Genomic DNA, 23227 nt, shown 5'->3' on the forward strand with positions numbered 1-23227 from the left:
TCAACATGAGTTTAGATGAATTTATCATCACCGGCGACCCGCTGATTTTAGGAGCCCAAATTTCGATCGCTCTTGTCAGCATTGGTATCGTCGTGTTACTAACTTATACAAAGAAGTGGAAATGGCTATTCACAGAATGGATTGCAACCGTTGATCATAAACGACTTGGAATTATGTATCTTTTAGCCGCAGTTTTAATGTTTTTCCGTGGTGGAGTAGACGCCCTTATGATGCGTACTCAGCTTGCGATGCCAGGAATGGAATTTCTTGACGCGCAACATTACAATGAGGTATTTACAACACATGGAACAATTATGATTTTATTTATGGCCATGCCGTTCGTTATTGGATTAATGAACATCGCGGTACCGCTTCAAATTGGCGCGCGTGATGTGGCATTCCCATTCTTGAACAACTTGAGTTTCTGGACATTCTTTATGGGGGCAATGTTGTTCAATATTTCCTTCGTAATTGGTGGTAGCCCAGCAGCTGGTTGGACTAACTATGCACCGCTCGCCGAGGAATTTAGTCCAGGTTATGGAATTAACTTCTACTTACTCGGGGTTCAGATCGCCGGTATTGGTACACTGATGACCGGGATCAACTTCATGGTCACGATTCTGCGTATGCGAACGAAAGGCATGACTCTGATGAAAATGCCGATGTTCACGTGGACATCGCTGATCACTTGTTTAATTATTGTATTTGCGTTCCCAGTACTTACTGTGGCGCTAGCTCTTATGACGTTTGACCGCCTATTCGGGACGGCATTCTTCACGCTTGCAAATGGCGGAATTCCGATGATGTGGGCCAACCTGTTCTGGGTTTGGGGACATCCGGAAGTATATATCGTTATTTTGCCAGCATTCGGTATATTCTCCGAGGTTATCTCAACCTTCTCGAAGAAAAAACTATTTGGTTATCCAGCGATGGTCGCGGCAGTTGTCGTGATTTCCTTGCTAAGTTTCCTAGTTTGGGTCCATCACTTCTTCACAATGGGATCCGGAGCAGCAGTTAACTCATTCTTCTCAATTACGACGATGATGATTGCGATACCGACCGGGATCAAGATATTCAACTGGCTCTTTACCATGTACAAAGGGCGAATATCCTTCACCACACCGATGCTTTGGTCACTGGCTTTCATACCGAACTTTGTTATTGGTGGGGTTACAGGGGTTATGCTCGCGATGGCAGCAGCCGATTATCAATATCACAACACATATTTCCTAGTATCGCATTTCCATTACGTTTTAATCGCCGGAACCGTATTCTCCTGTTTCGCAGGTTTGATTTACTGGTATCCGAAGATTATTGGTTATCGTTTGAATGAAAAAATTGGTAAGTGGTTCTTCTGGGTATTTGTGATTGGATTTAACGTATGTTTCTTCCCGCAATATTTCCTAGGACTTGATGGTATGCCACGTCGTATCAGCACATATGTTGAAGGCGACGGCTGGACTACACTTAACTTTATTTCAACAGTAGGCGCATTCTTGATGGGTGCCGCATTCTTAATTCTTTGTTGGAATATTATCTACAGTCATAAAAACTCTAAACGCGAAACAACTGGTGATCCATGGGATGCACGTACGCTTGAGTGGGCAACCTCTTCTGCCGTACCACCAAAATATAATTTCGCTAAATTACCAGAATGGAACGATCTTGACGATTTCTGGGAGAAAAAACAACGCGGTGAAACGTATGATGACGGTAAAGACTACAAACATATCCATATGCCAAGCAATACATTACTTGGCTTTATGATGTCTGTGTGCTTGTTTGTTGCCGGATTTGGACTAGTATTTTATTGGTACTGGTTAGGTATTCTTGGCGGTCTAGGCATGCTCGCGTGTATGGCATATCGTTCGTTCAAGAAAGACGATGGTTATCATGTTGAAGTTGCTGAGATTGTCGCGACAGAAGAACAAGCAGCACGTGAATTTAAAACTGGCATAAAGGAGGGTAACCCATGGAACCTATAAGAGAAAATTCCAGCCTTCCGTTAGAATATCAATCGGAACAAGGTAGTTTAAACATTCTAGGCTTCTGGATTTTCCTAGGCGCCGAGATTGCGTTATTCGGAACATTGTTCGCAACATATTTTGTAATGTATAGTGGTGGCTCCAACGCGGGTCACCCACCGTCCGAGATGTTCGAGTTACCGCTCGTTCTAATCATGACATTCCTACTTTTAACAAGTAGTTTTACGTGTGGTCTTTCTATTGGTGAGATGCGCAAAGGTAACGTCAAGAACATGATGATTTATTCCATCATTACGCTACTTCTTGGTGCAGGATTCGTAGGCTTTGAGATTTATGAGTTTACGCATTATGTGATGGAAGGCGTTACGCTAAAAGTTGGCTCTTACTGGTCCGCGTTCTTCGTTTTACTGGGAACCCATGGTCTCCACGTAACGATTGGTTTATTCTGGATTACGTTTATCTTAATTCAAATAAAAATGCGTGGTCTAACAGCTCAAGCAGCATCAAAAGTATTCATTTCAAGCCTTTATTGGCATTTCCTAGACGTTGTGTGGATTTTCATCTTCACAGGTGTCTATCTGTTAGGGATGGTGAATTAATATGGCGAAAAATAAAGCGAACACGGCACATGTTGAAGAAGGCATTCCGTGGAAACATATCGTTGGTTTTGCCCTATCGATCGCGTTAACATTGCTAGCTGTCTGGGTTGTATTCGAATCTACGTTAAGTAAATCAGTAATCATTACGGTTATCTTCATCTTCGCGTTCATTCAAGCAGCATTGCAACTACTAATGTTCATGCACATGACGGAAGGCCAAAATGGACGTATCCAAGTCGGTAACATTCTTTTTGCAGCATTCATTGCGATTGTTGTAGTTATGGGATCTTATTGGGTGATGGAAATTGGTCACATGAACCACCTCCTATAAGGCTCAGCGAGCCGACAAACGCTCATCTGCGTTGTTAAAGACTGTGTTCCGATGCTCATGTACAAATCGTACATTCCGCTTCGGTACTCGTCTTTGCCTAGCATCTAAGCATTTGTCGGCTCGCTGAAGGTTTGGTGGGATACTTCGGAGCTTTAGAAATTTTTTTAGACCTTTGGAATGGTGGTTTTCGCTGTTCTGGGGGTTTTTTATTCTTGACTTTATATTCATGGTAATCTATATTCAACATAGGTGAGTATTTATGTATGGAGGGTAGAGATGGATTATGTGAGGACTTCGTTGGTGCTTAAGGCTATGGCTGATCCGAATCGGATGAAGATTATTGATTTGCTTTCTAGTGGGTGTTTGTGTGGGTGTGATGTGTTGGAGCATTTTGATTTTACGCAGCCAACGCTTTCTCATCATATGAAGGCGCTGGAGAAGGCAGGGATTGTTTCGGTGACTAAGAAGAGTCAGTGGCATTATTATACGTTGCGTGAGGATTTTGTGAAGGATTTTATGGAAACTATGGCGAAATTGCTTTCTAATGATGGACAGAATGATATGAATAAGGAGATAGTTATTAAATGACATATGCACTGGAGATAACAGGCTTGAAAAAGGTATACGCGACGGGTGTTGAGGCGTTGCGCGGGATTGATTTAGCGGTCGAAGAAGGAGATTTTTATGCCTTGTTGGGGCCAAATGGTGCCGGAAAATCTACGACAATCGGGATTATTACGTCGCTTGTTAATAAGACATCGGGAAAAGTGAAGGTTTTTGATTATGATATTGATACGGATTTAGTGCGTGCGAAACAGCAGATTGGGTTGGTGCCGCAAGAGTTTAACTTTAATCCGTTTGAGACGGTTCAGCAAATTGTTGTGAATCAGGCGGGATATTATGGGGTTTCTCGGAAAGAGGCGTTGAAACGGAGCGAGACGTATTTGAAGCAATCTGGCCTGTGGGAAAAGCGTGATGTGCGTGCGCGGATGCTTTCTGGCGGGATGAAGCGGAGATTGATGATTGCGCGGGCTTTGATGCATAAGCCGCGTTTGCTTATTTTGGATGAGCCGACAGCGGGTGTGGATATTGAGCTGAGACGTGAGATGTGGGATTATCTGCGAGAGTTGAATGCAGGTGGGACAACGATTATCTTGACGACGCATTATCTGGAAGAGGCGGAAATGCTTTGCCGGAATATCGGGATTATTCAGTCGGGTGAGTTGATTGAAAACACGAGTATGAAGACTTTGCTAGGGAAACTGCAATTTGAAACGTTTATTTTTGATTTGGCACCTTTTGATAAAAAACCTGAGATTACGGGATATAAGAGTTGTTTGGAGGATGATCAGACGCTTTCTGTGGAAGTGGAGCGCGATCAGGGAGTTAACGAGTTGTTTGAGAAGCTCACAAAGCAAGGGATACAGGTTCTTTCGATGCGGAATAAATCGAATCGATTGGAAGAACTATTTTTGAAAATCACAGACGAGACACATCAAGCGGAGGGGAAACATGTTTAATCTTTATTTTACAGCCTTAAAAAGCTTAGCTGCTAAAGAAACCAATCGCTATATGCGTATTTGGATTCAAACCTTAGTGCCACCAGTGATTACGACATCGCTATACTTTGTTATTTTTGGGAATTTGATCGGCGGGCGAATCGGTCAGGTCGGCGGATTCTCGTATATGGAATTTATTGTACCCGGACTTATTATGATGTCTGTTATTACTAGTTCTTATTCCAATGTATCTTCCTCGTTCTTCTCGCAGAAGTTCCAGAAAAATATTGAGGAGTTATTGATCGCGCCCGTGCCGACACATGTCATTATTTGGGGCTTTGTTCTCGGCGGAATCGGCAGAAGTATTCTCGTTGGGGCGCTTGTCACGATGGTTTCGCTGTTCTTTGTACCACTGCATGTGCATTCATGGTTATTGGTCATTATTACGCTACTCATGACAGCGATTTTATTCTCGTTAGCGGGGCTATTGAACGGGATTTTCGCGCAGTCTTTTGATGATGTGTCGATTATTCCGACGTTCGTTTTGCAGCCATTAACGTACTTGGGTGGCGTATTTTACGCGATTTCGATGTTACCACCATTTTGGCAAGCCGTTTCAAAAGTCAATCCGATTGTGTATATGATTTCAGGGTTCCGGTTCGGCTTTCTTGGAAAAACGGATATTTCGGTCTTGTGGTCGATGGCGATTTTGATACTATTTATCGTGGTGCTCTATGCGATTTGTTGGTATCTAGTTGAAAAAGGTCGCGGATTGAGAAGTTAATAATTTAAAAAGGACTGTAAACATGGAATCTAGATGTTTACAGTCCTTATTGTTGTTCTCTATACTTTTTTAGTAGCTAGGTAGTATTGAACCGACTTTATGCTCTAGCCTTTTTATTTATTTCAACGCTTGCCTTTTCGCCAGTAGTATACACTATATGCAAGCAATAGGCCTCCTAGAAGCATGCTCCCGTCTGTCGTTTTATCACCGGTGTTAGGTAACGTTTTTCCAGCAGGATAGATCCGATTACCGCTAACTAATTCGTTTCTTGTGCTTGTTTTTCGTAGTACCGTAGAGGGATCAATAACTGGATTGGTCAATTTTCCTTTTGTTTTTGGATCCACAGGAGGTGGAACTACAGCCGTTTTTACTTTGTTCGCTTGATAGAGGTAACTTACCTGTTGAGGCTCCGCGCTGTATGTCCCCATTTCTTGTCCCGTGACGCGAAGGAGGTGGTAGCCAGCGATATCTTTGGCTGTTGTCTGATACGATGCTCCTTCTGCTCCCGTTAAAAGGACGGCTGGGGCGAGTGTTTTTCCATCGGTATCCATATACGAAACGGTGACGGATTGCCCTTGTGTTTGTGCATAGCGATAGATCACGGTTTGTGCTGCTAGTGTAAAGGTTCCGGATGCATTGGCTGGTGCATGTTGCAGTGTATAATGGGCAATCGTTGGCGCTTCTGCTTGATAAGTATCATCAAACGTACCGTCCAACTGCGTCTCTGGCGCAAGAGCTTTGCCTTGTTCATCGACATACTGTACCGTAATAGGCTTGCCAGCTGTCGCTGTATACATAAAGTTTACCGTCTGCGCGGCATCTGTGAAGGAGCCTTGTGCATTCTCAGGCTGTTTTGTTAAAATGTACCCCGGGATTTCTTTAGTTTTTGCGGTGTACGTCGCGTCCAGTTTCCCTGTGAGTGTTTCCGCTGGGGCAAGCGTTTTTCCTGTGCTGCTCGTATAGTGAACGGTGACCGTCGCCGCTTCTGCTTTATCGTAGACGAATGTGACTGTTTGCGCGGTTTCGGCATACGTCCCCGTCGCGTTCTTTGGTGTCTCCGTCAAGGCGTAGGTTGGGATAGCTACTGTTTGGGCTGTGTAGGACGTACCATATTCGCCAGTCAACGTCGTTTCTGGCGCCAACGTATGTCCAGCTGCATCGACGTATTGTACGGTGACAGGCGCTGCTTCCACGATTTCATAAGGTACGGTGACTATCCCGCCGTTACGGAGCGCTCCTTTTTCATCTCGTTCTCGGTAAGAAAAGCTGACAGTTCCCGTTGGTTGCGTAGGGAGGGTCGGCCAGACGAACTGTTGCCCTCCTTCTTGATACGTTCCGCCATCATTAACGGCGTCGGGGGGAAAGGTCGTCCCATGTGTGGACAAAACAGGATTAGGGAGTATCAGTTGCGATTTTCCTGTTTTTTGAACAGGCAGTGTGACCTTTTGACTGTAAGATATAATCGTATTGCTTTCCCAGTCCAACATACTTACATCTAAAATATGATTATTGGTAAGACTTATTGTCGTATTATGAATACTTGCCAAAGGGGAGGCATCCGAGATTTCATTATAATCTAATGTCAAGTCCCGAATACTTGGAGATAGAGTGCTTACAAATTCAGCATTTTGGATCTGATTACGATGTAACTCTAATATTTCTAAATTTTTTAGTGCTGTTAAATCTGGGACTTGTTGGATCGCACATTCATTTCCTCTAAACGTTTTCAGGGCAGTCAGCGTTGATAGTGTATTTATATCCGATAAGTGTGCATTTCCTGCCAAGTAGAGAAAATCAAGCTTCGTTAAATTGGCAAGGGGGCTTATATCCCGTATATCACAGCCACTTCCCCCACTTGCGCTTAAAGTTCTTAAATTCGTCGCATATTGAAGCCCCTCTAAACTGGAAATCCCCCATCCATCCTCAATGCGAAGCCCATTTAATTGTTTCATCATCCCTCGGGTGATAGGTTTGGCGCCTGATTCTAATGTGCTACGGACTGCTATCTCTAAATTCTCGTCAGGGAATACCACGATTTCATTATCCGTTGCCTCTGCCGCTGCTGGTACGGAAGCCATTGGTAACATCGTAGCAGGTATATCTAAGGTAAACGCGACACAACTAACCGTTATCACCACGAGGGCTCTCTTTTTCCACTTCTTCTTTTTCTCCATCCTGTTTCTCCTCCTATGTCATCAATATCTCTTTAAAAAGGTATGTTATCATCTCTTTGCAATCTAATACGCTCTTTTTGTCTATCCTCTTTAGTTTACCATATTACTTTTCGCCAAATGTGTCTAAGTTTAGAATCTTTGCTTTATTTATCTTGTTTTTATGACTGTTTGTTGTAATGGTGCGCCTCTTTTTATGTGTTAGTTTATGTTACAATTAGTTTGCCAAAAATAGCATGCCTGTTTTTGAGTTTAATTAAGGAGGCTTTATGCCTATGTCAAAACTAATTGTTACAACCCCAGTTACATCTTTGGATGAGCTTATAGGCTATACGACGATTCAAGCGCATTCCACGGGAGATATGATCTGGTTAGATGCTCTAGTAAAGATCACAGCCCAAAAAAACAACACTGGTGCATATATCCCGTTGAAAGACATCACCATTGAAAATGTAGTCTTTGATCTTAATAAGAATAGTCATTTCGGACTCAAATTGACAGGTTGTCAACAGGTGACGATTCGCAATTGTATTTTTAGAAACTATACTTTTAATAGGATTAGCGTGACCGAAAATCAAAAAAATGATAGTGCCCTATACTTCAGTGAATGTCAACAAGTCACCATTGAGGGCTGCCATTTTATCAATTTAGATCCAGGTTTACCTATTGGGGATAATGGAAATGATGAGATGGTCTACACTGCTCGTCAATTAAACCGCTGTATCACCATTGAAGGATACACCTCTTCCAATTTCGTGATTCGAAATAATCACTTCGGACCTTCACCAGCAGGGACACCTAAACCGGATATCATAGGTCAAGAAGAGTGGGACCTAGATCAGAAAAAACCGATTGTGCAAGGGATTACTTGTGTTGGTTACGCTTTGAAAGAAAGCGATTTCATCATTAGCGGAAATACCTTTCAAAAGGCGGTAGATAACGGCTTATACCTGACAGCTTGCCATGGCGCCACGATTAAAGACAATACTTTTAATGATATCGAAGAAGCCATTGTATTGTATGGCTCCACCGATACAGCGGATGAGACGAAAGCGACGGGTTCTTTTACGATTCAACAAAACCGATTCTACAACATTACCAATAACATGTTAGTCATCGGAGGCGATATATCAGATAACAAGAATTTCCGATACACTAAAAAAATCGATTTTCGTGAGAACATCATTGATCAGAAATACCAACAAGATGCTTTGTTGCCTGCTCAACAAGGCACGCCTATATTTTTCCGTACGCCTCCTGATGTTCAGAAACAAAAACAAGTATATAAAGTCCTGGAATTCAATGTGAGTAAAAACACATTTTCTTCCCTTAACCGCGCTTTTCACGTTTTTCATCTTGGAAATATTGGACTGTTTCATTTTGACTATAATCAATTTGACGGGGACTTTACAATAGATCCTAGAAGGGCTTTCTTCTTCTGTCGTACCAATCAACCGTTTGCTGCGGGGTCAACCATTCGAAAAAATCAGATTCGGAAAAAGAAAGACCGGTACACACATCAACCAATGTTGCCTTTTGCTTTTCATGAGGAATTTTCAACGAATGTGACACCTACGGAGGTTTTAAAAAACGTTCGGCCGTCGGAAACGTTTGCGACGTATTATCCGTTACACGAGGGAGACACTTTGTTTCAATGGAATGAATGGGACACTTTGAAATGGCGCTCGCTCTATCTTGGCACGACTTCTCTATCACCTTATCCAGTGCATGCTGAACGTTTTGAAACGCAGTTATCCGCGCCGTTAGAAGCGGGACAATCCATTCGCTATTTTTCGACCTATGCGCCATTAAGCGGGATGCCAGCGTTTTATACGGAAGAATATGTGGGGAAAGTCTATGCTAAAGGATTGGAAGCGCAGGATTATACGTGGGGGCAAGATTGGTTATACGGGAAGTGGCTTCGAACGGAAGCGGTGAACACGATTCGTTTAGTCATTGATGGACAGCCGACGCAAGAGGTGGCCGTGACTCGGGATGCGAATGGAGCAGTCCATTTTCAGTATTATATAAAGAATCAGGTGACGGTGAACACGGAGGATGTGCGTCTGCAAGCTTTAGGGAAAAAAGTCAATATTGCCGATGAAGATATGATTTTAGATGAAATTCGTATCCCTATTCTTCAAAGTCAACTACTTACTAGCCGTTCTTACCATCTAGAGGATACTTCTGTTCTAGTCCGCATGTCAGATAATCGAAACCTGGTACATGCGCTACATAGTGTTTTGGATGGCAAACGCGTGGGATCTACGCCGCTATATTCAGATACTTCTTTCTATTATCCAGTTCCTAGCGGGATGACCCGACAAAAGAAATGGACCATCGAAGCGCGAGATATCTATGGGGATCTAGTTGCTAAATGGGTACCACCTGTTTCTACTGCAGAGGTCTGGACAGATATTCCTACCTATTCACTGAGTACAAAAGCGGAAATAAAGATTGGCTATTATGGTGGCAAAATGCAGAGCGCCCAACTCCTAGTCAATCAGGTGGTCGTTGCTACCGTTTCTGCGACGTCGTTAGCACAAACTCCAGGCCAAGCCTCTTTAACGTTGTATCTTCAAAAGTATGTGCAAACGGTGCGCGATCAAGTACAACTCATCGCGCTTGATGCGGAGAAACAGTCCATAGATAGTGTCGATATTCCTGTCCTTTATGCAGGGCTTGCGTTGACAACTGCCCGCCAACAAGCTAATCCAGCTCAGGTCATTATCGAAGGACGTCTCGATCTTACTTCAGTCCCAGAAACAGCCTTTGTACGACCAAAAGATGTTTCTGATCTTTCACAATGGGACAAGGTCTTCCAAGCGAACGCGGATGCCCGCACGTTGCTTATCCGAGTGTTGAAAATGGAACGGCAATTAGGTGTAGCGGGGGAAGTCTACCATGTCACATTACAAGCAGAAGATCCGACGGCGTTGCTTACCATGCCAGCCCAACTGCGCGTCCTTTTACAACAGGAACAAGGGTATCCGCTTATGTTGGCAGAAACACCTATTTATACGGCTATTTTGAAAGACATTCGACCTTTCACCACGCAAAAAGATGACTATATTAAAGGAACTTTCGACCAGACTATTCGTGCGCGCTTTTCTGGGAAAATGGCGTTACACCTGCGTGTGGATGGTGATTTAAAAGGCAATCCTGCTTATTGGGATACCACGCAAATGGACTGGCAACATTTTGCGAAAAGCTTAATTTTATTTTCTGATCAGCGAGTAGAAATTATCGCTTATCACGGGACCACGATTATCGATATTCAACCAGTGCCACTGTATGTAACGAGCATCAAAGACGTGTCTAAAGTGAAGCTTGGAAAAACGCAAAGCCTGACAGTAACCCTAGCAAAATCAGCAGAGCCATTGACCACGTTGACGCTTTATCGAAATGGAAGTGCTCATTCTGGTGCTAGCGGGTATGCCAATTCTGCATCAGAAGAAAAACAAGTGACCTTTTATGTCAATGCGACAGATTTTGCATTGGGGGATGTACTAACGTTGCGCGCCTATGCATCTGGACGGATGTTACACGAGATGCCCTTACAGGTAGAGGTTCCTACTTTCCAATCGGCTGTATTCCCAGTAGATGGCTTTGTAAAGGGGATGTATCAGCTTCATGCCAAACCAGAATGGCAATTGAAATCATTGACGCTTCAAATCAACAACGAATCGTTAAGCAAGGTCGCGCCTTTGACAGAGGAGACTTTTCAATATTACGCAAAAGGGAAGATTTTTGAAACGAGTATCGTGTACGTGTGTGGATATAACGCAAATGGGCAACTTTTACAGATGTTTCCTGTTACTTTGATATAGGGTTAGGGAGGAGGAGAAACAGGATGGAGAAAAAGAAGAAGTGGAAAAAGAGAGCGCTCGTGGTGCTAACGGTTAGTTGTGTCGCGTTTACCTTAGACATACCTGCTACGATGTTGCCAATGGCTTCCGTACCAGCAGCCGCGGAGGCAACGGATAATGAAGCCGTGATATTCCCTGATGAGGATTTAGAAGCAGCGATTAGAGATGCATTGGAAATATACTCAACTCCCATCACACGAGGGAAGATGAAAGAGTTAAAAGGACTTCGTATAGAGTTGGGGAGGAAGGTTTCCAGTTTAGAGGGACTTCAATATGCGACGAATTTAAGAAGTTTAAGCGCCGAGGGTGGCAATAGCGGTTCTGACATACGAGACATAACCCCCCTTGCCAATTTAACGAAGCTTGAATTTCTCTCCCTATCAGGAAATGAAGACTTATCGGATATAAGTACGCTATCAACATTGACCGCTTTAAAAACCTTTAGAGGAGATTGGTGCGCGATTCAACAAGTGCCTGATTTAACGGCTCTAAAAAATTTGGAACTATTGATCTTAGGGCGCAATCAGATCCAAAGTGCCAACTTTGCCTCCACCCTATCCCCCAGCATAAAGGAGTTAGGATTGTCTTATAATGAAATTTCGGATGCCTCCCCTTTGGCAAGTATTCATAATACAACAATAAGTCTTACCAATAATCATATTTTAGATGTAAGTATGTTGGACTGGGAAAGCAATACGATTATATCTTACAGTCAAAAGGTCACACTACCTGTTCAAAAAACAGGGAAATCGCAACTGATACTCCCTAATCCTGTTTTGTCCACACATGGGACGACCTTTCCCCCTGACGCCGTTAATGATGGCGGAACGTATCAAGAAGGAGGGCAACAGTTTGTCTGGCCGACCCTGCCTACGCAACCAACGGGAACTGTCAGCTTTTCTTACCGAGAACGAGATGAAAAAGGAGCACTCCGTAACGGCGGGATAGTCACCGTACCTTATGAAATCGTGGAAGCAGCGCCTGTCACCGTACAATACGTCGATGCAGCTGGACATACGTTGGCACCAGAAACGACGTTGACTGGCGAATATGGTACGTCCTACACAGCCCAAACAGTAGCTATCCCAACCTACGCCTTGACGGAGACACCAAAGAACGCGACGGGGACGTATTCCGAAACCCCGCAAACCATCACATTCGTCTACGATAAAGCAGAAGCGGCGGCGGTCACCGTTCACTATACGAGCAACACAGGAAAAACGCTTGCCCCAGCGGAAACACTCACAGGAAAACTGGATGCGACGTACACCGCAAAAACTAAAGATATCCTGGGGTACATTTTAACAAAACAGCCTGAGAATGCACAAGGCTCCTTCACAGATGCCGCGCAGACGGTAAACTTTATGTATACAGCGACAGCTGGTAAGCCTATTACGGTACAGTACGTCGATGAACAAGGCAAAGCCCTTGCGCCAGAGACGCAGTTGGACGGTACGTTTGATGATACTTATCAAGCAGAAGCGCCAACGATTGCCCATTATACGCTGCAACATACACCAGCCAATGCATCTGGAACCTTTACACTAGCAGCGCAAACCGTGACCTATCGCTATGCACAAACACAAGGGCAAACCGTCACCGTTTCGTATATGGATACCGATGGGAAAACACTCGCCCCAGCCGTTCTTTTAACGGGAGCAGAAGGAGCATCGTATCAGACCACAGCCAAAGATATCGCTGGCTATCACCTCCTTCGCGTCACGGGACAAGAAACAGGGATGTATAGCGAGGAACCCCAACAGGTGACCTACCTCTATCAAGCGGACAAAAAAGGGGAAATCATCGTGGTTCCTCCTGTGGATCCACAACCGGTGGACAAAGTAGTTATCCCACCAACCATTCCGAAGCCAGAGACGATAACGCCAGCCGAAGAATCAGCCAAGCCAGTGATTGCGCCTTCTGCGGTACTCACAAATACAGGTACAACCAACGCATTACCGAGTAGCGATCGCATGTACCCCGCTAGCGAAACATTACCGAATACTGGTGATCAAGCGACAGATTGGAGCGTCGTGCTTGGAGGTATTTTACTCGCATACGGTGTGTATTACTGGCGAAAAGGCAAGCATTGATACAATAAGTATAACAAAAGAGGCTAGCGTGCAGGTGATTTCATAATCATCCTACACGCTAGCCTCTTTTGTTATAAATTTAATGGGAAATCTGTATTGTTAGTAAATCAGCGTTACATCTTTTTCCTTCAAAAACTGTTGCCATTCGTGTGTTGGTTCTTGGTCGGTGATGAGGTAGTCGATTTCTGAAATGTCGACGATTTTGATGAAGGCATTTTTGTCGAATTTGGAGGAATCGGCTACTAGTATCACTTTGTTAGCGCGCTTTAGCATGTGGTTTTTGATTTCGGCTTCGGGCTCGTTGGAATCGGTGATGCCATTTTCCATGGAGAGGCCTTTGCAGCTGATGATCGCATAGTCCACAAAATAGCGGCTGATCGTGTTGGCTGCGTCGGAACCGATGAGTGAGTTGGACTTGGTGCGCAGGGTTCCGCCAGTCAGAATGAGGTGGACTTTGAACTTGGCGAGTAATTCGACTGCCGTGATCGAGTTGGTAATGATGGTGAGATTCTCTTTCTCACGGACGAGTAGGTTCAGCGCCTCGAAAACGGTGGAACTCGTGTCTGCAATGAGGGAATCGCCGGTCTTGATGAGTGATGTTGTTTTTGTTGCGATGTTCTTCTTTTCATCGACGTTGATGACGTTTCTGGTTGCGTATGGCAAATCTTCATTTGTGTGCTGGCTGAGTGTTGCCCCGCCGTAACTGCGGTCCACGATGCCTTCTTTCTCCAATTTGTCTAAATCGCGCCGAATCGTTTCTTCGGATACATTGAAAATTTTGGCTAGTTGGGATACGTGGACTTTCTTGTTTTTCTTTATTTCTGATAGTATTTTGTCTTTTCGCTCGAAAGCAAGCATTTTCATCACATCCTTGTCTATTTCATTGTAAACAATAGCACATTCACAAGCAAGCCTTAATTGAAAACCACATAAAAACAACACAAAACTACAAAATGATAAATAAAAATGTTGACTTAGTGACGGATTCGGTGTATTCTTGGTTTATAAATTAAAAGTGTGAAGGAGGAGGAGCTTTTGAAACATGTGGCTGTGGATGTTGGCGCATCGAGTGGGCGTCTGCTTATGGGCGAGCTAGTGAATGGGAAGATTGAGCTGACAGAGATTCACCGTTTTAAAAATGGTTTCACGGAAGTTGATGGTCAATGTTTATGGGATATTGATCATATTTTCACAAATATATTGATTGGCTTGGAGAAGTTGAAGAAGACTGGTGTCACGAGTTGTACGTTAGGTATTGATACGTGGGCAGTGGACTACTGTTTGCTAGATAAAGAAGGAAAGCGGTTACATGAGGTGGTTAGTTATCGTGATAAGCGAACGGATTTTGCGATGGATGCGGTTGTGGCAAAGGTGCCAGCTGCGGATATTTATGCGAAAACGGGAATTCAATTTTTGCAGTTTAATTCGTTGTATCAGTTGTATGTGGAGGATGCGGGGCTTAAGGCTCGGACGGATACGGTTATGATGGTACCTGATTATTTGGGGTATTTGTTGACTGGTAAGCGTGTGACGGAGGTTACGAATGCTTCTTCTACGCAAATGTTGCATTTACATACGAAACAGTTTGATGTGGATTTGTTGGATTTAGTGGGATTGGATGCTGGGCAGTTTGCGCGGTTTGTGAAGCCGGGTGAGATGTTGGGTAAGGTTTCGTCGGAGTGGCATGAGAAGTATGATTTGCCGGATTGTGATGTGATTGCGGTTGCGACACATGACACGGCTTCGGCAGTGCTTGGAGCGCCTGGTGTTGGTGATGATTGGGCCTTCTTGTCGAGTGGGACATGGTCGCTTCTTGGAGCGGAGTTGGCGAATCCGATTAATAGTGCGGAGGCGTTTGCGGCGAATTACACGAATGAGTGGGGCGCGTATGATACGTTCCGTTTCTTGAAAAACATCATGGGGCTGTGGCTCATTCAAGAGGTCACGCGAATGCAGGATTATGCGTATAGTTATGCAGAACTTGCGGAGTTAGCGGCGCGTGAGGAGCCCTTTGGAGTTTTGATTGGAGTGGATGATTATCGCTTTTTGAACCCAACGGATATGATTGCGGAGATTCAGGCGTATTGTATGGAGACTGGACAGGAAATCCCACAAACACCGGGAAAATTGGCGCGTGTTATTTATGATAGTTTGGCGATTCAGTATGCGATTCAGATTGAGCAGTTGCAGGCGCTAACGGGGCAGGAAATCGGACATCTCCATATTATTGGTGGTGGCGCAAACATTGCGATTTTGAACCAGTTGACGGCAGATTTGACGGGGATTACGGTGCATGCGGGACCTACCGAGGCGACTGGGCTTGGAAATTTGGCAGTGCAGTTGATTGCGAGTGGTGAGGCTCAGGATATATCGGCAGTTCGGGAGCTGATTCGCAGGTCGACACCGATGACTACGTATGCGCCGGGTGATGGTATAAATATGATGGAAATTCGAGCAAAGTACAAAAATATATCTGGGAAACAGGAGGCTTTATAAGATGGGAAACGAGAAATTACAACAACAGTACGCTTGGGCAAAAGAGGAATATGCGAAGTATGGCGTGAATGTGGATGATGTTTTGAAGCGTTTGGCGGATGTGAAAATTTCGATGCATTGTTGGCAAGGTGATGATGTGACTGGGTTTATGAATCCGGATCAAGAGCTGACGGGCGGGATTTCGGTGACGGGAAATTATCCTGGTGCCGCGCATACGCCAGCACAGTTACGCCAAGATTTGGAGAAGGCTTTCTCGCTGATTCCTGGGAAACATAAGGTGAATTTGCACGCGATGTATGTGGATACGGATGAAAAAGTTGATTTGGACGAGATTGAGCCGGCGCATTATGCGAAATGGGTGGATTGGGCGAAGGAGCAAGGTCTTGGTTTGGATTTCAATCCCACATTTTTCTCACATCCTAACTCGGAAGATGGTTTCACGCTGAGTCATCCAGATAAGAAGATTCGTGATTTTTGGATTGAGCATGGGAAACGGGCTAGGAAGGTTGCGGCTTACTTTGGTGAAGAATTAGGGCAAACTTCGGTCAATAATTTTTGGGTTCCTGATGGTTTCAAGGATAATCCAATTGATCGTCTAGCGCCTCGTAAGCGTTTGATGGAGTCGCTCGATACGATTTTTGCGGAGGAGTTGGACCGGAAGTATACGCTGGATGCGGTAGAAAGTAAGTTGTTTGGACTTGGCGCTGAGGCTTATACGGTGGGATCGCACGAGTTTTACATGGGGTATGGAATTACGCGGAATAAGTTGATTTGTATGGACGCGGGGCATTTCCACCCGACGGAAGTGATTTCGAACAAGCTGTCATCGTTATCTTTGTTTAGTGAGGGAATTCTGTTGCATGTTAGTCGTCCGGTGCGTTGGGACAGCGATCATGTCGTGATTATGGATGATGAGTTGCAGGAAATTGGGCGTGAGTTGGTTCGCAATGACTTGCTGGGCAAAACGCATATCGGTTTGGATTTCTTCGATGCAACGATTAATCGTGTGGCTGCGTGGGTTATTGGGACGCGAAACACGTTGAAATCTCTTTTAAAAGCAATGCTTGAGCCGACCGAATATCTTCGCAAAATTGAATTGGATGGCGATTATACGTCACGATTGGCGCTGACTGAGGAATTGAAGGACTTTCCTTTTGCGGCGGTTTGGGATTATTATTGCGAGGCGCAAAACGTGCCTGTTCGCGAGGCTTGGTTAAAAGAAGTGAAGGATTATGAAGAAAATGTTTTGGTAAAACGGTCTGAGGAGGCAATTGGAATTGAGTAAAGATATTGTAGCAGCACCATTTGTACAGGAAATGATGAAAGTAACGGCGAATTTATATCGTCTAGGTTGGGATGAAAGAAATGGCGGAAACATCAGTTATCTGCTTACGGAGGCGGAGGTTGGTGAGTATATTAATCCGAACCAAGTGATTCGCACGATTCCGATGATTTTTGATGCGACGGCGCTTGCGGGGAAATATTTTATCGTGACGGGTTCTGGCAAGTATTTCAAAAATGTCATCGATGCGCCTGATGTGAATCTTGGTATTATCCGAGTTGCCGAGACGGGTAAAAGTGTTGAATTGCTGTGGGGCTTCACGGATGGTGGCGTGCCAACGAGTGAGTTGCCGGCGCATTTCATGAGCCACATCGAACGCTTGAAAATTGATCCGGAGCACCGTATTATTATGCATAATCATGCGACGAATATTATCGCGATGACATTTACGCATTCGCTGGAAGAACGTGATTTTACGCGTACTTTATGGCAAATGTGTACGGAATGTATCGTTGTTTTCCCAGAAGGTGTCGGGATTTTACCTTGGATGGTGCCTGGAACGGACGCGATTGGGATGGCGACGGCTGCGAAAATGCGCGAATTCCGATTGGTTATTTGGCCACATCACGGAATTTTTGGAGCGGGAAGTACGATGGACGAAGTATTTGGTTTGATCGAAACGGCTGAGAAGGCTGCGGAAGTTTATACGTTAGTGCAAGCACAAGGTGGCGCGCGCCAAACGATTACGGATCAACAATTACAAGATTTAGCGGATGCATTTGGTGTCACTGCGAAATCGGGATATTTGCAAGTAGGCGTGAAGTAAACTATGCAGGGGAGCGGCTAGTCTGCGCTCCCTAAATAATAGGAGGAGTCGCAACATGGAAAGAATAGCATCGATTATGTACTTAAAAGACGGTTTTGCGGAGGAATACAAGGCGAGGCACGATGATTTATGGCCAGAAATGGAGCAAGCCCTGAAGGAACATGGCGCGCAGAATTATTCGATTTTTATGGATGATAATACACATGTTTTGTTCGCGTACTTAGAAGTGGAAAATAGAGAAAAATATGACAAAATAGCATCGACTGAAATTTGCAAAAAATGGTGGGCGTACATGGAGCCGTTGATGGAAACAAATGATGACAACAGCCCAGTTTCGAAAAATCTAACATCTGTTTTTTATCTTGCGTAACATAAAGAGGAGGAAAAAGTATGGCGAATGCAGGTAAAGGAAGTTTAAAAGCCACTCTAACTGTGTCGATGTCTAATTTTCTGGAGGCTGGATCGATTGTTGCGGCGGCTGGGGGACTGACATTATGGGTGAATTATTTGAATCTATCGGATGCATCTGTTGGCTTGCTCGGGGCGGTTAGTGCGAACGGATTCGGCTCGGCTGTCGGTGCCTTTATTGGTGGGGCTTTGGTTGATAAATATGGACGGAAATTTATCTATAAATATGATTTAATTGTGTATATGATTGGTGTGCTTTTGATAGCGCTGTCAATGAATTTTGGCATGTTATTGACGGGGTATATTATCACGGGGATAGCGGTCGGAGCAGCGATTCCAGCGGCTTGGACGTATATCGCGGAAGAAGCGCCGGCAAAAGATCGGGCGGCACATGTTGGATATGGGCAGTTGGCTTGGTCGGTAGGGCCTGCAGTAATGCTGTTTTTGGCGGTACTAATGGCGCCACTTGGCTTGTTGGGAAGTCGAATTATTTTTGGAATGCTGTTTGTGATCGCTCTCATTACATGGGTTTTACAACAGCAAATAAATGAGTCGACCGTTTGGGAAGATCAGAAAAAAGAGGATGCAAAAGCCGAGAATGTGGGTAAAAAAGTCTCGATTAAGGAGTTATTTACGATTAAAGCGAACCGAAAAGCGATTACGCTCGTGCTCGGTATCTACTTTTTCTGGAATTTAGTCGCAGGTGTGATGGGTTATTTCATGCCGTATATTTATCAAGTGGTTGGCGGATTGACGTCGGCGCACGCGAACTTGTTGCAAGGAACACTGTGGGTATTCACGATTCTTTCGACGTACTTTGTCTTCATTAAATTGGGCGATAAGATGAACCGCAAGTTGTTATTTGGAATCGGTGCTGTCATGGGAATTGTGGCGTGGATTATCTTGACGTTTGGTTCGATGGGAATGACGGAATTGTTGCTATTCATTATTTTGTGGGGTGTTGCGGCTGGTTTTGGAGCGCAAGCGTTTTACGGATTATGGGCTGGCGAACTTTTCAAAACGCAATATCGGGCAAAAGTGCAAGGGATGATGTTTGGATTGGTACGTGTCGGTGTTGGTTTGATCTCGCTTGTTGTGCCGGCTATGATTACTTTCTTAGGATTCAAAGCGGCGGGCGTCGTGATGATTATTTTCCTTGTGATTCACTTGATTATTGGTCTGATTTTGGCGCCAGAAACGCGTGGTAAGACGCTGAAGGAGATCGAGGAAGAGCGATATGGACCAGAAGAAAACAGCATAATCGAGGAGGAGCAATTAGATGGTTAACAGAATGATTTTGAACCAAACTTCTTATTTTGGCGCTGGTGCGATAGGGAAAATCACGGATGAGGTCCGAAAATCGGCTTTTCAAAAAGCATTTATCGTGACGGATAAGGCTTTGGTTGAGCATGGAATTGTGCAAAAAGTGACGGCGTTATTGGACGTGGAGCAGTTGCCATACGCGGTTTTTGATGGCTCGATTCCGAATCCAACGATCGCGGTTGTGAAAGCTGGGCTCGGCGCGTTTCAACAATCAGGCGCGGATTATATTATCGCGATTGGCGGTGGTTCCCCGATTGATACGGCAAAAGCGATTGGGATTATTGCGACGAATCCAACGTTTAGCGATGTGCGAAGCTTAGAGGGTGAGGCAAATACGACGCAGCCTAGCGTTCCAATTTTTGCAGTACCAACGACTTCGGGAACGGCGGCGGAAGTGACGATAAACTATGTGATCACGGATGAGGAGCAGCAGCGCAAGTTCGTTTGTGTGGACCCGCATGACATTCCGCTCGTGGCATTTGTTGACAGCGATATGATGATGTCAATGCCGAAATCGCTTTGTGCCGCAACGGGTATGGACGCTTTAACGCATGCCATCGAAGGCTATATCACGAATGCGGCTTGGGAATTGACGGATATGCTACACTTAAAAGCGATTAAAATCATCGCGGGATCGCTTCGTTCATCGGTAAAAGGTGACGCAGTAGGACGCGAAAAAATGGCGTTAGGCCAGTACATCGCGGGAATGGGATTCTCAAATGTTGGTTTAGGTCTAGTTCACGGCATGGCGCATCCGCTGGGGGCTTGGTATGACACGCCTCATGGGGTTGCGAATGCGATTATCTTGCCAACTATTATGGAATACAATGCGGCTCATACAGGCGAAAAATATCGCGATATCGCCCAAGCCATGGGTGTTGTTGGCACCGAATCTATGTCGCTTGATGAAGCCCGAAAAGCAGCAGTCAGAGCCGTTTCTGAGCTTTCTAAAGATGTCGGAATTCCGAGTTCACTAAGCGAAGTGGGCGTCAAAGAGCAAGATTTAGAGGCGCTTGCTAAGGACGCCTTAGCCGATGTGTGTACTGGCGGGAATCCACGGCCAACAAATGCGGAAGAAATTCTAGCATTATATAAGAAACTACTTTATTAACAAAAATTTCACATTTTCATCTTAGAAAATTCATGACTGTCCTGTAATATAGATTTTGTAGACAACAACAATTACTTTTTAACTCCCTTTTAGAGTAATTGCACTGTTTCTCACCTTTTTTCATACCTCTCTTAGAAAAACATCGATCCCAACTAACTGGGGTCGGTGTTTTTTGCTTGGTACGATTATTGTGCTAAACTAGAGCTACATGGAGGTGCGGTATATGTTGCAAAATAGAGATATCATCGGCTTGGTTGGTTGTTCTAACGGGCGGGAGAAGGAGCGAGAAAAGGATATTAAACGTGTGGAGGAGCTGCTTTTTAAGCGTTTCGGTATTGGCGTAGTTCGGGCAACGACGATTTTTGAAACGGAAAGTAGGACGCCGAAACAACGCGCAGAATCGCTTTTGAATATGTATCGAAATCCTGAAATCAAGGCGATATTTGATATTTCTGGCGGTGATTTAGCGAATGAAATCTTACCATATCTTGATTTTGAGGTCATTAAGGCGGCGAATAAACCGTTTATCGGATACAGTGATTTGACGGTTATTTTGAATGCGATTTATGCGAAAACGGGTATATGCGGCTACAATTACCAATTACTGCATTTAGCAGGAAACGAGTCCGATCTACAGCTGAACCAGTTTGAAAATACCTTTTTGAAAGGGGAAAAAACAGTAATACCATATGAAACGATACGGGTGGGCGCCAAAATGTCTGGTGAAGTTATCGGTGGAAATATTCGGTGTTTGCTGAAGCTTGCAGGAACGGAATATCTACCCAATCCGACTAGGAAAATTATTCTACTGGAAGCGATGAGTGGCGATCGTAATAAAATCGCGACCTATCTCGCACAACTTGATCAAATCGGCTACTTAAAAGGAGCGAATGGCGTTATATTGGGCACTTTTTCAGAAATGGAGAAGTTGGGACAATGCGAGGAAGTCGTTGAAATGGTGCAGGGATACGCGAAACGATATGGTATATTCCTGTTGAAAACCCCAGCAGTTGGGCACAATGAAGATGCGCAGCCGTTCCCACTTGGACAAAAGCTTGAATTCTAATATAATTCTCATGAAACCCCCGCAAAAATTTCATCAAAGGCCTGTATTATAAAGAGTGTAAAGCAAGGACAGCAATTAGTTTTACCCCCCTTTTTCTAATTGTGGTGTCCCTTTAACAAACTCCCTTTTTGACCAGCTTCCCCGGCTGGTTTTTTTGCGTCTATTTTGAGATAATGGGAATCTGGGAGGGATTTTGATGGAGGTAGATAACAAGGTATATGCGGGAAATCGTGATGAATGGCGAAATTGGCTGGAGCTGAATGGTGAAACGGAGAAATATTGTTGGCTTGTTTTGCCGCGGAAACAGGGTGAATTTACATATATTGATGCTGTGGAGGAGGCGCTGTGCTTTGGTTGGATTGATAGCACGAAAAAAGGAATGGACGAAAAGTACATGGCGCAACGGTTCTCACATCGCGTTCCGAAAAGCAATTGGACGGAATTAAACAAGGAGCGGGCGCGTCGGATGAGGAAGCTAGGTTTGATGACGCAGCACGGGGAAAGCGTTTTGCCGAATCTCGAAATGGAATTTGAAATATTCACAGATATTTTAGCGACGATAGAGCAGGACGCGGTTTTAGCAGAAAATTTTGCAAAACTCCCGGATCTATACGTTCGTATTAAACTTGATAATATTCAGTCCGTTGTTAAGGATCGCGCGTTATTCGATAAGCGGTTGGCGACTTTTTTTGAAAAGACACGAAAAGGCGAATTGTATGGCAAGTGGAATGACGATGGCAGATTAGTGGATTATTAATGGAAGGAGTCGGCATAATATGGCGCTAGAAATGAGTATTACCAATAAGTCGCAGAGCAAATTGACACAGAAGATTTTCATCTACATAGAAGGTCAGCAGAAAACGACGAATATAAAGCAATTGGGAACTGGCGGGGAAGACCGAATTGATATTCCCGTTACAGAAAATGATTTAGGCAAAGATATCATGCTTTCCTATTTGAATACAGACAGCGCAATTATCATTAAAAAAATCGGTCAAATCGAGAATGTGGCTCAAATGGCACGGCTAGAAATCACAGATATAACACGAGAAGGCACGATTAAGTATGATATAACATAAAAAATTGAAAGTTTCATGAAATTCTCATAAAAATCCCTGCAAACTTTCATCGATGCCCTGTAATATAGAGAATGTAAACAGGACAGCAATTAGTTTTACCCCCCTTTTTCTAATTGTTTCAGTCCTTATAACTCCTTTTTTGAACCAGCTCCCCCCTAGCTGGTTCTTTTTTGTTGGTACTGTTACGAACAAAGTGAGTTACAGTACCAATATGCATGAGAGCGAAGCGAGCAGGTAATCCTTCAGCGACTGTTACGAACAAAGTGAGTTACAGTACCAATATGCATGAGAGCGAAGCGAGCAGG

General features: G+C 44.3%; 19 protein-coding genes. 17 read left to right on the forward strand and 2 right to left on the reverse strand.

Features of this window, described 5'->3' with window-relative positions; all coding sequences use genetic code 11:
• The first annotated feature begins 5 nt into the window (after window positions 1-5).
• From qoxB to HPK16_RS15495, 6 genes are all read left to right on the forward strand, one after another.
• A complete protein-coding gene (gene qoxB / locus HPK16_RS15470) occupies window positions 6-1985 on the forward strand; it encodes a cytochrome aa3 quinol oxidase subunit I (RefSeq protein ID WP_181677806.1) in 1980 nt (659 codons plus the stop codon).
• Window positions 1973-2584 (forward strand): cytochrome aa3 quinol oxidase subunit III, encoded by a 612-nt coding sequence (qoxC, locus tag HPK16_RS15475; RefSeq protein ID WP_181677807.1) that lies wholly within the window; start codon window positions 1973-1975, stop codon window positions 2582-2584. The genes qoxB and qoxC overlap by 13 nt, the downstream gene beginning before the upstream one ends.
• 1 nt (window position 2585) lies before the next feature.
• Window positions 2586-2915: a cytochrome aa3 quinol oxidase subunit IV gene (gene qoxD / locus HPK16_RS15480; protein ID WP_181677808.1), complete on the forward strand. Its 330-nt coding sequence runs from the start codon at window positions 2586-2588 to the stop codon at window positions 2913-2915.
• A gap of 276 nt (window positions 2916-3191) precedes the next feature.
• Window positions 3192-3503, forward strand: a complete 312-nt coding sequence (locus HPK16_RS15485; protein WP_181677809.1) for an ArsR/SmtB family transcription factor — start codon at window positions 3192-3194, stop codon at window positions 3501-3503.
• A complete protein-coding gene (locus HPK16_RS15490) occupies window positions 3500-4435 on the forward strand; it encodes an ABC transporter ATP-binding protein (protein ID WP_181677810.1) in 936 nt (311 codons plus the stop codon). Before HPK16_RS15485 ends, HPK16_RS15490 begins: the two co-directional genes overlap by 4 nt.
• Window positions 4428-5198, forward strand: coding sequence for an ABC transporter permease (locus HPK16_RS15495; RefSeq protein WP_181677811.1), 771 nt, complete (start codon window positions 4428-4430; stop codon window positions 5196-5198). Before HPK16_RS15490 ends, HPK16_RS15495 begins: the two co-directional genes overlap by 8 nt.
• Window positions 5199-5320: 122 nt before the next feature.
• Here HPK16_RS15495 and HPK16_RS15500 read toward each other — a convergent pair whose 3' ends face one another.
• The gene (locus tag HPK16_RS15500) at window positions 5321-7372 is read right to left on the reverse strand and encodes a MucBP domain-containing protein (RefSeq protein ID WP_181677812.1); all 2052 of its coding nucleotides are present in this window, start codon (window positions 7370-7372) and stop codon (window positions 5321-5323) included.
• A 272-nt stretch (window positions 7373-7644) separates the two neighbouring features.
• Here HPK16_RS15500 and HPK16_RS15505 point away from each other — a divergent pair, with 272 nt between their 5' ends.
• Both HPK16_RS15505 and HPK16_RS15510 read left to right on the forward strand, forming a co-directional pair.
• On the forward strand, window positions 7645-11199 hold the full coding sequence (locus tag HPK16_RS15505; RefSeq protein ID WP_181677813.1) for a right-handed parallel beta-helix repeat-containing protein: 3555 nt from the start codon (window positions 7645-7647) through the stop codon (window positions 11197-11199).
• A gap of 23 nt (window positions 11200-11222) precedes the next feature.
• Window positions 11223-13331 carry a MucBP domain-containing protein gene (locus HPK16_RS15510; RefSeq protein ID WP_181677814.1) on the forward strand — a complete coding sequence of 703 codons (2109 nt, stop codon included), beginning with the start codon at window positions 11223-11225 and terminating at the stop codon, window positions 13329-13331.
• 99 nt (window positions 13332-13430) lie between these two features.
• Here HPK16_RS15510 and HPK16_RS15515 read toward each other — a convergent pair whose 3' ends face one another.
• Window positions 13431-14189 (reverse strand): DeoR/GlpR family DNA-binding transcription regulator, encoded by a 759-nt coding sequence (locus HPK16_RS15515; protein WP_181677815.1) that lies wholly within the window; start codon window positions 14187-14189, stop codon window positions 13431-13433.
• A gap of 177 nt (window positions 14190-14366) precedes the next feature.
• On the opposite strand from HPK16_RS15515, the gene rhaB reads away from it, so the two are divergent.
• The 9 genes from rhaB to HPK16_RS15560 all read left to right on the forward strand — a co-directional run bounded on the left by rhaB (window position 14367) and on the right by HPK16_RS15560 (window position 22922).
• Window positions 14367-15827, forward strand: a complete 1461-nt coding sequence (gene rhaB / locus HPK16_RS15520; RefSeq protein ID WP_181677816.1) for a rhamnulokinase — start codon at window positions 14367-14369, stop codon at window positions 15825-15827.
• 1 nt (window position 15828) lies between these two features.
• A complete protein-coding gene (gene rhaA, locus HPK16_RS15525) occupies window positions 15829-17112 on the forward strand; it encodes an L-rhamnose isomerase (protein ID WP_181677817.1) in 1284 nt (427 codons plus the stop codon).
• Window positions 17105-17935 carry a rhamnulose-1-phosphate aldolase gene (gene rhaD, locus HPK16_RS15530; RefSeq protein ID WP_181677818.1) on the forward strand — a complete coding sequence of 277 codons (831 nt, stop codon included), beginning with the start codon at window positions 17105-17107 and terminating at the stop codon, window positions 17933-17935. Before rhaA ends, rhaD begins: the two co-directional genes overlap by 8 nt.
• 55 nt (window positions 17936-17990) lie before the next feature.
• Entirely contained in the window at window positions 17991-18305 is a 315-nt protein-coding gene (gene rhaM / locus HPK16_RS15535; RefSeq protein WP_181677819.1) for an L-rhamnose mutarotase, read from the forward strand.
• 20 nt (window positions 18306-18325) lie between these two features.
• Window positions 18326-19630, forward strand: a complete 1305-nt coding sequence (locus HPK16_RS15540) for an MFS transporter (protein WP_181677820.1) — start codon at window positions 18326-18328, stop codon at window positions 19628-19630.
• Window positions 19623-20777, forward strand: a complete 1155-nt coding sequence (gene fucO, locus HPK16_RS15545) for a lactaldehyde reductase (RefSeq protein ID WP_181677821.1) — start codon at window positions 19623-19625, stop codon at window positions 20775-20777. Before HPK16_RS15540 ends, fucO begins: the two co-directional genes overlap by 8 nt.
• Window positions 20778-21000: 223 nt before the next feature.
• The gene (locus tag HPK16_RS15550; protein ID WP_181677822.1) at window positions 21001-21843 is read left to right on the forward strand and encodes an LD-carboxypeptidase; all 843 of its coding nucleotides are present in this window, start codon (window positions 21001-21003) and stop codon (window positions 21841-21843) included.
• A gap of 196 nt (window positions 21844-22039) precedes the next feature.
• Window positions 22040-22600, forward strand: a complete 561-nt coding sequence (locus HPK16_RS15555) for a YdeI/OmpD-associated family protein (RefSeq protein WP_181677823.1) — start codon at window positions 22040-22042, stop codon at window positions 22598-22600.
• Between the two features lie 19 nt (window positions 22601-22619).
• Window positions 22620-22922, forward strand: a complete 303-nt coding sequence (locus tag HPK16_RS15560) for a hypothetical protein (RefSeq protein WP_181677824.1) — start codon at window positions 22620-22622, stop codon at window positions 22920-22922.
• Window positions 22923-23227: the final 305 nt, after the last annotated feature.

The organism is Paenilisteria rustica, from assembly GCF_013820765.1.
In the GTDB taxonomy this organism is placed as follows: Bacteria; Bacillota; Bacilli; order Lactobacillales; family Listeriaceae; genus Listeria_A; species Listeria_A rustica.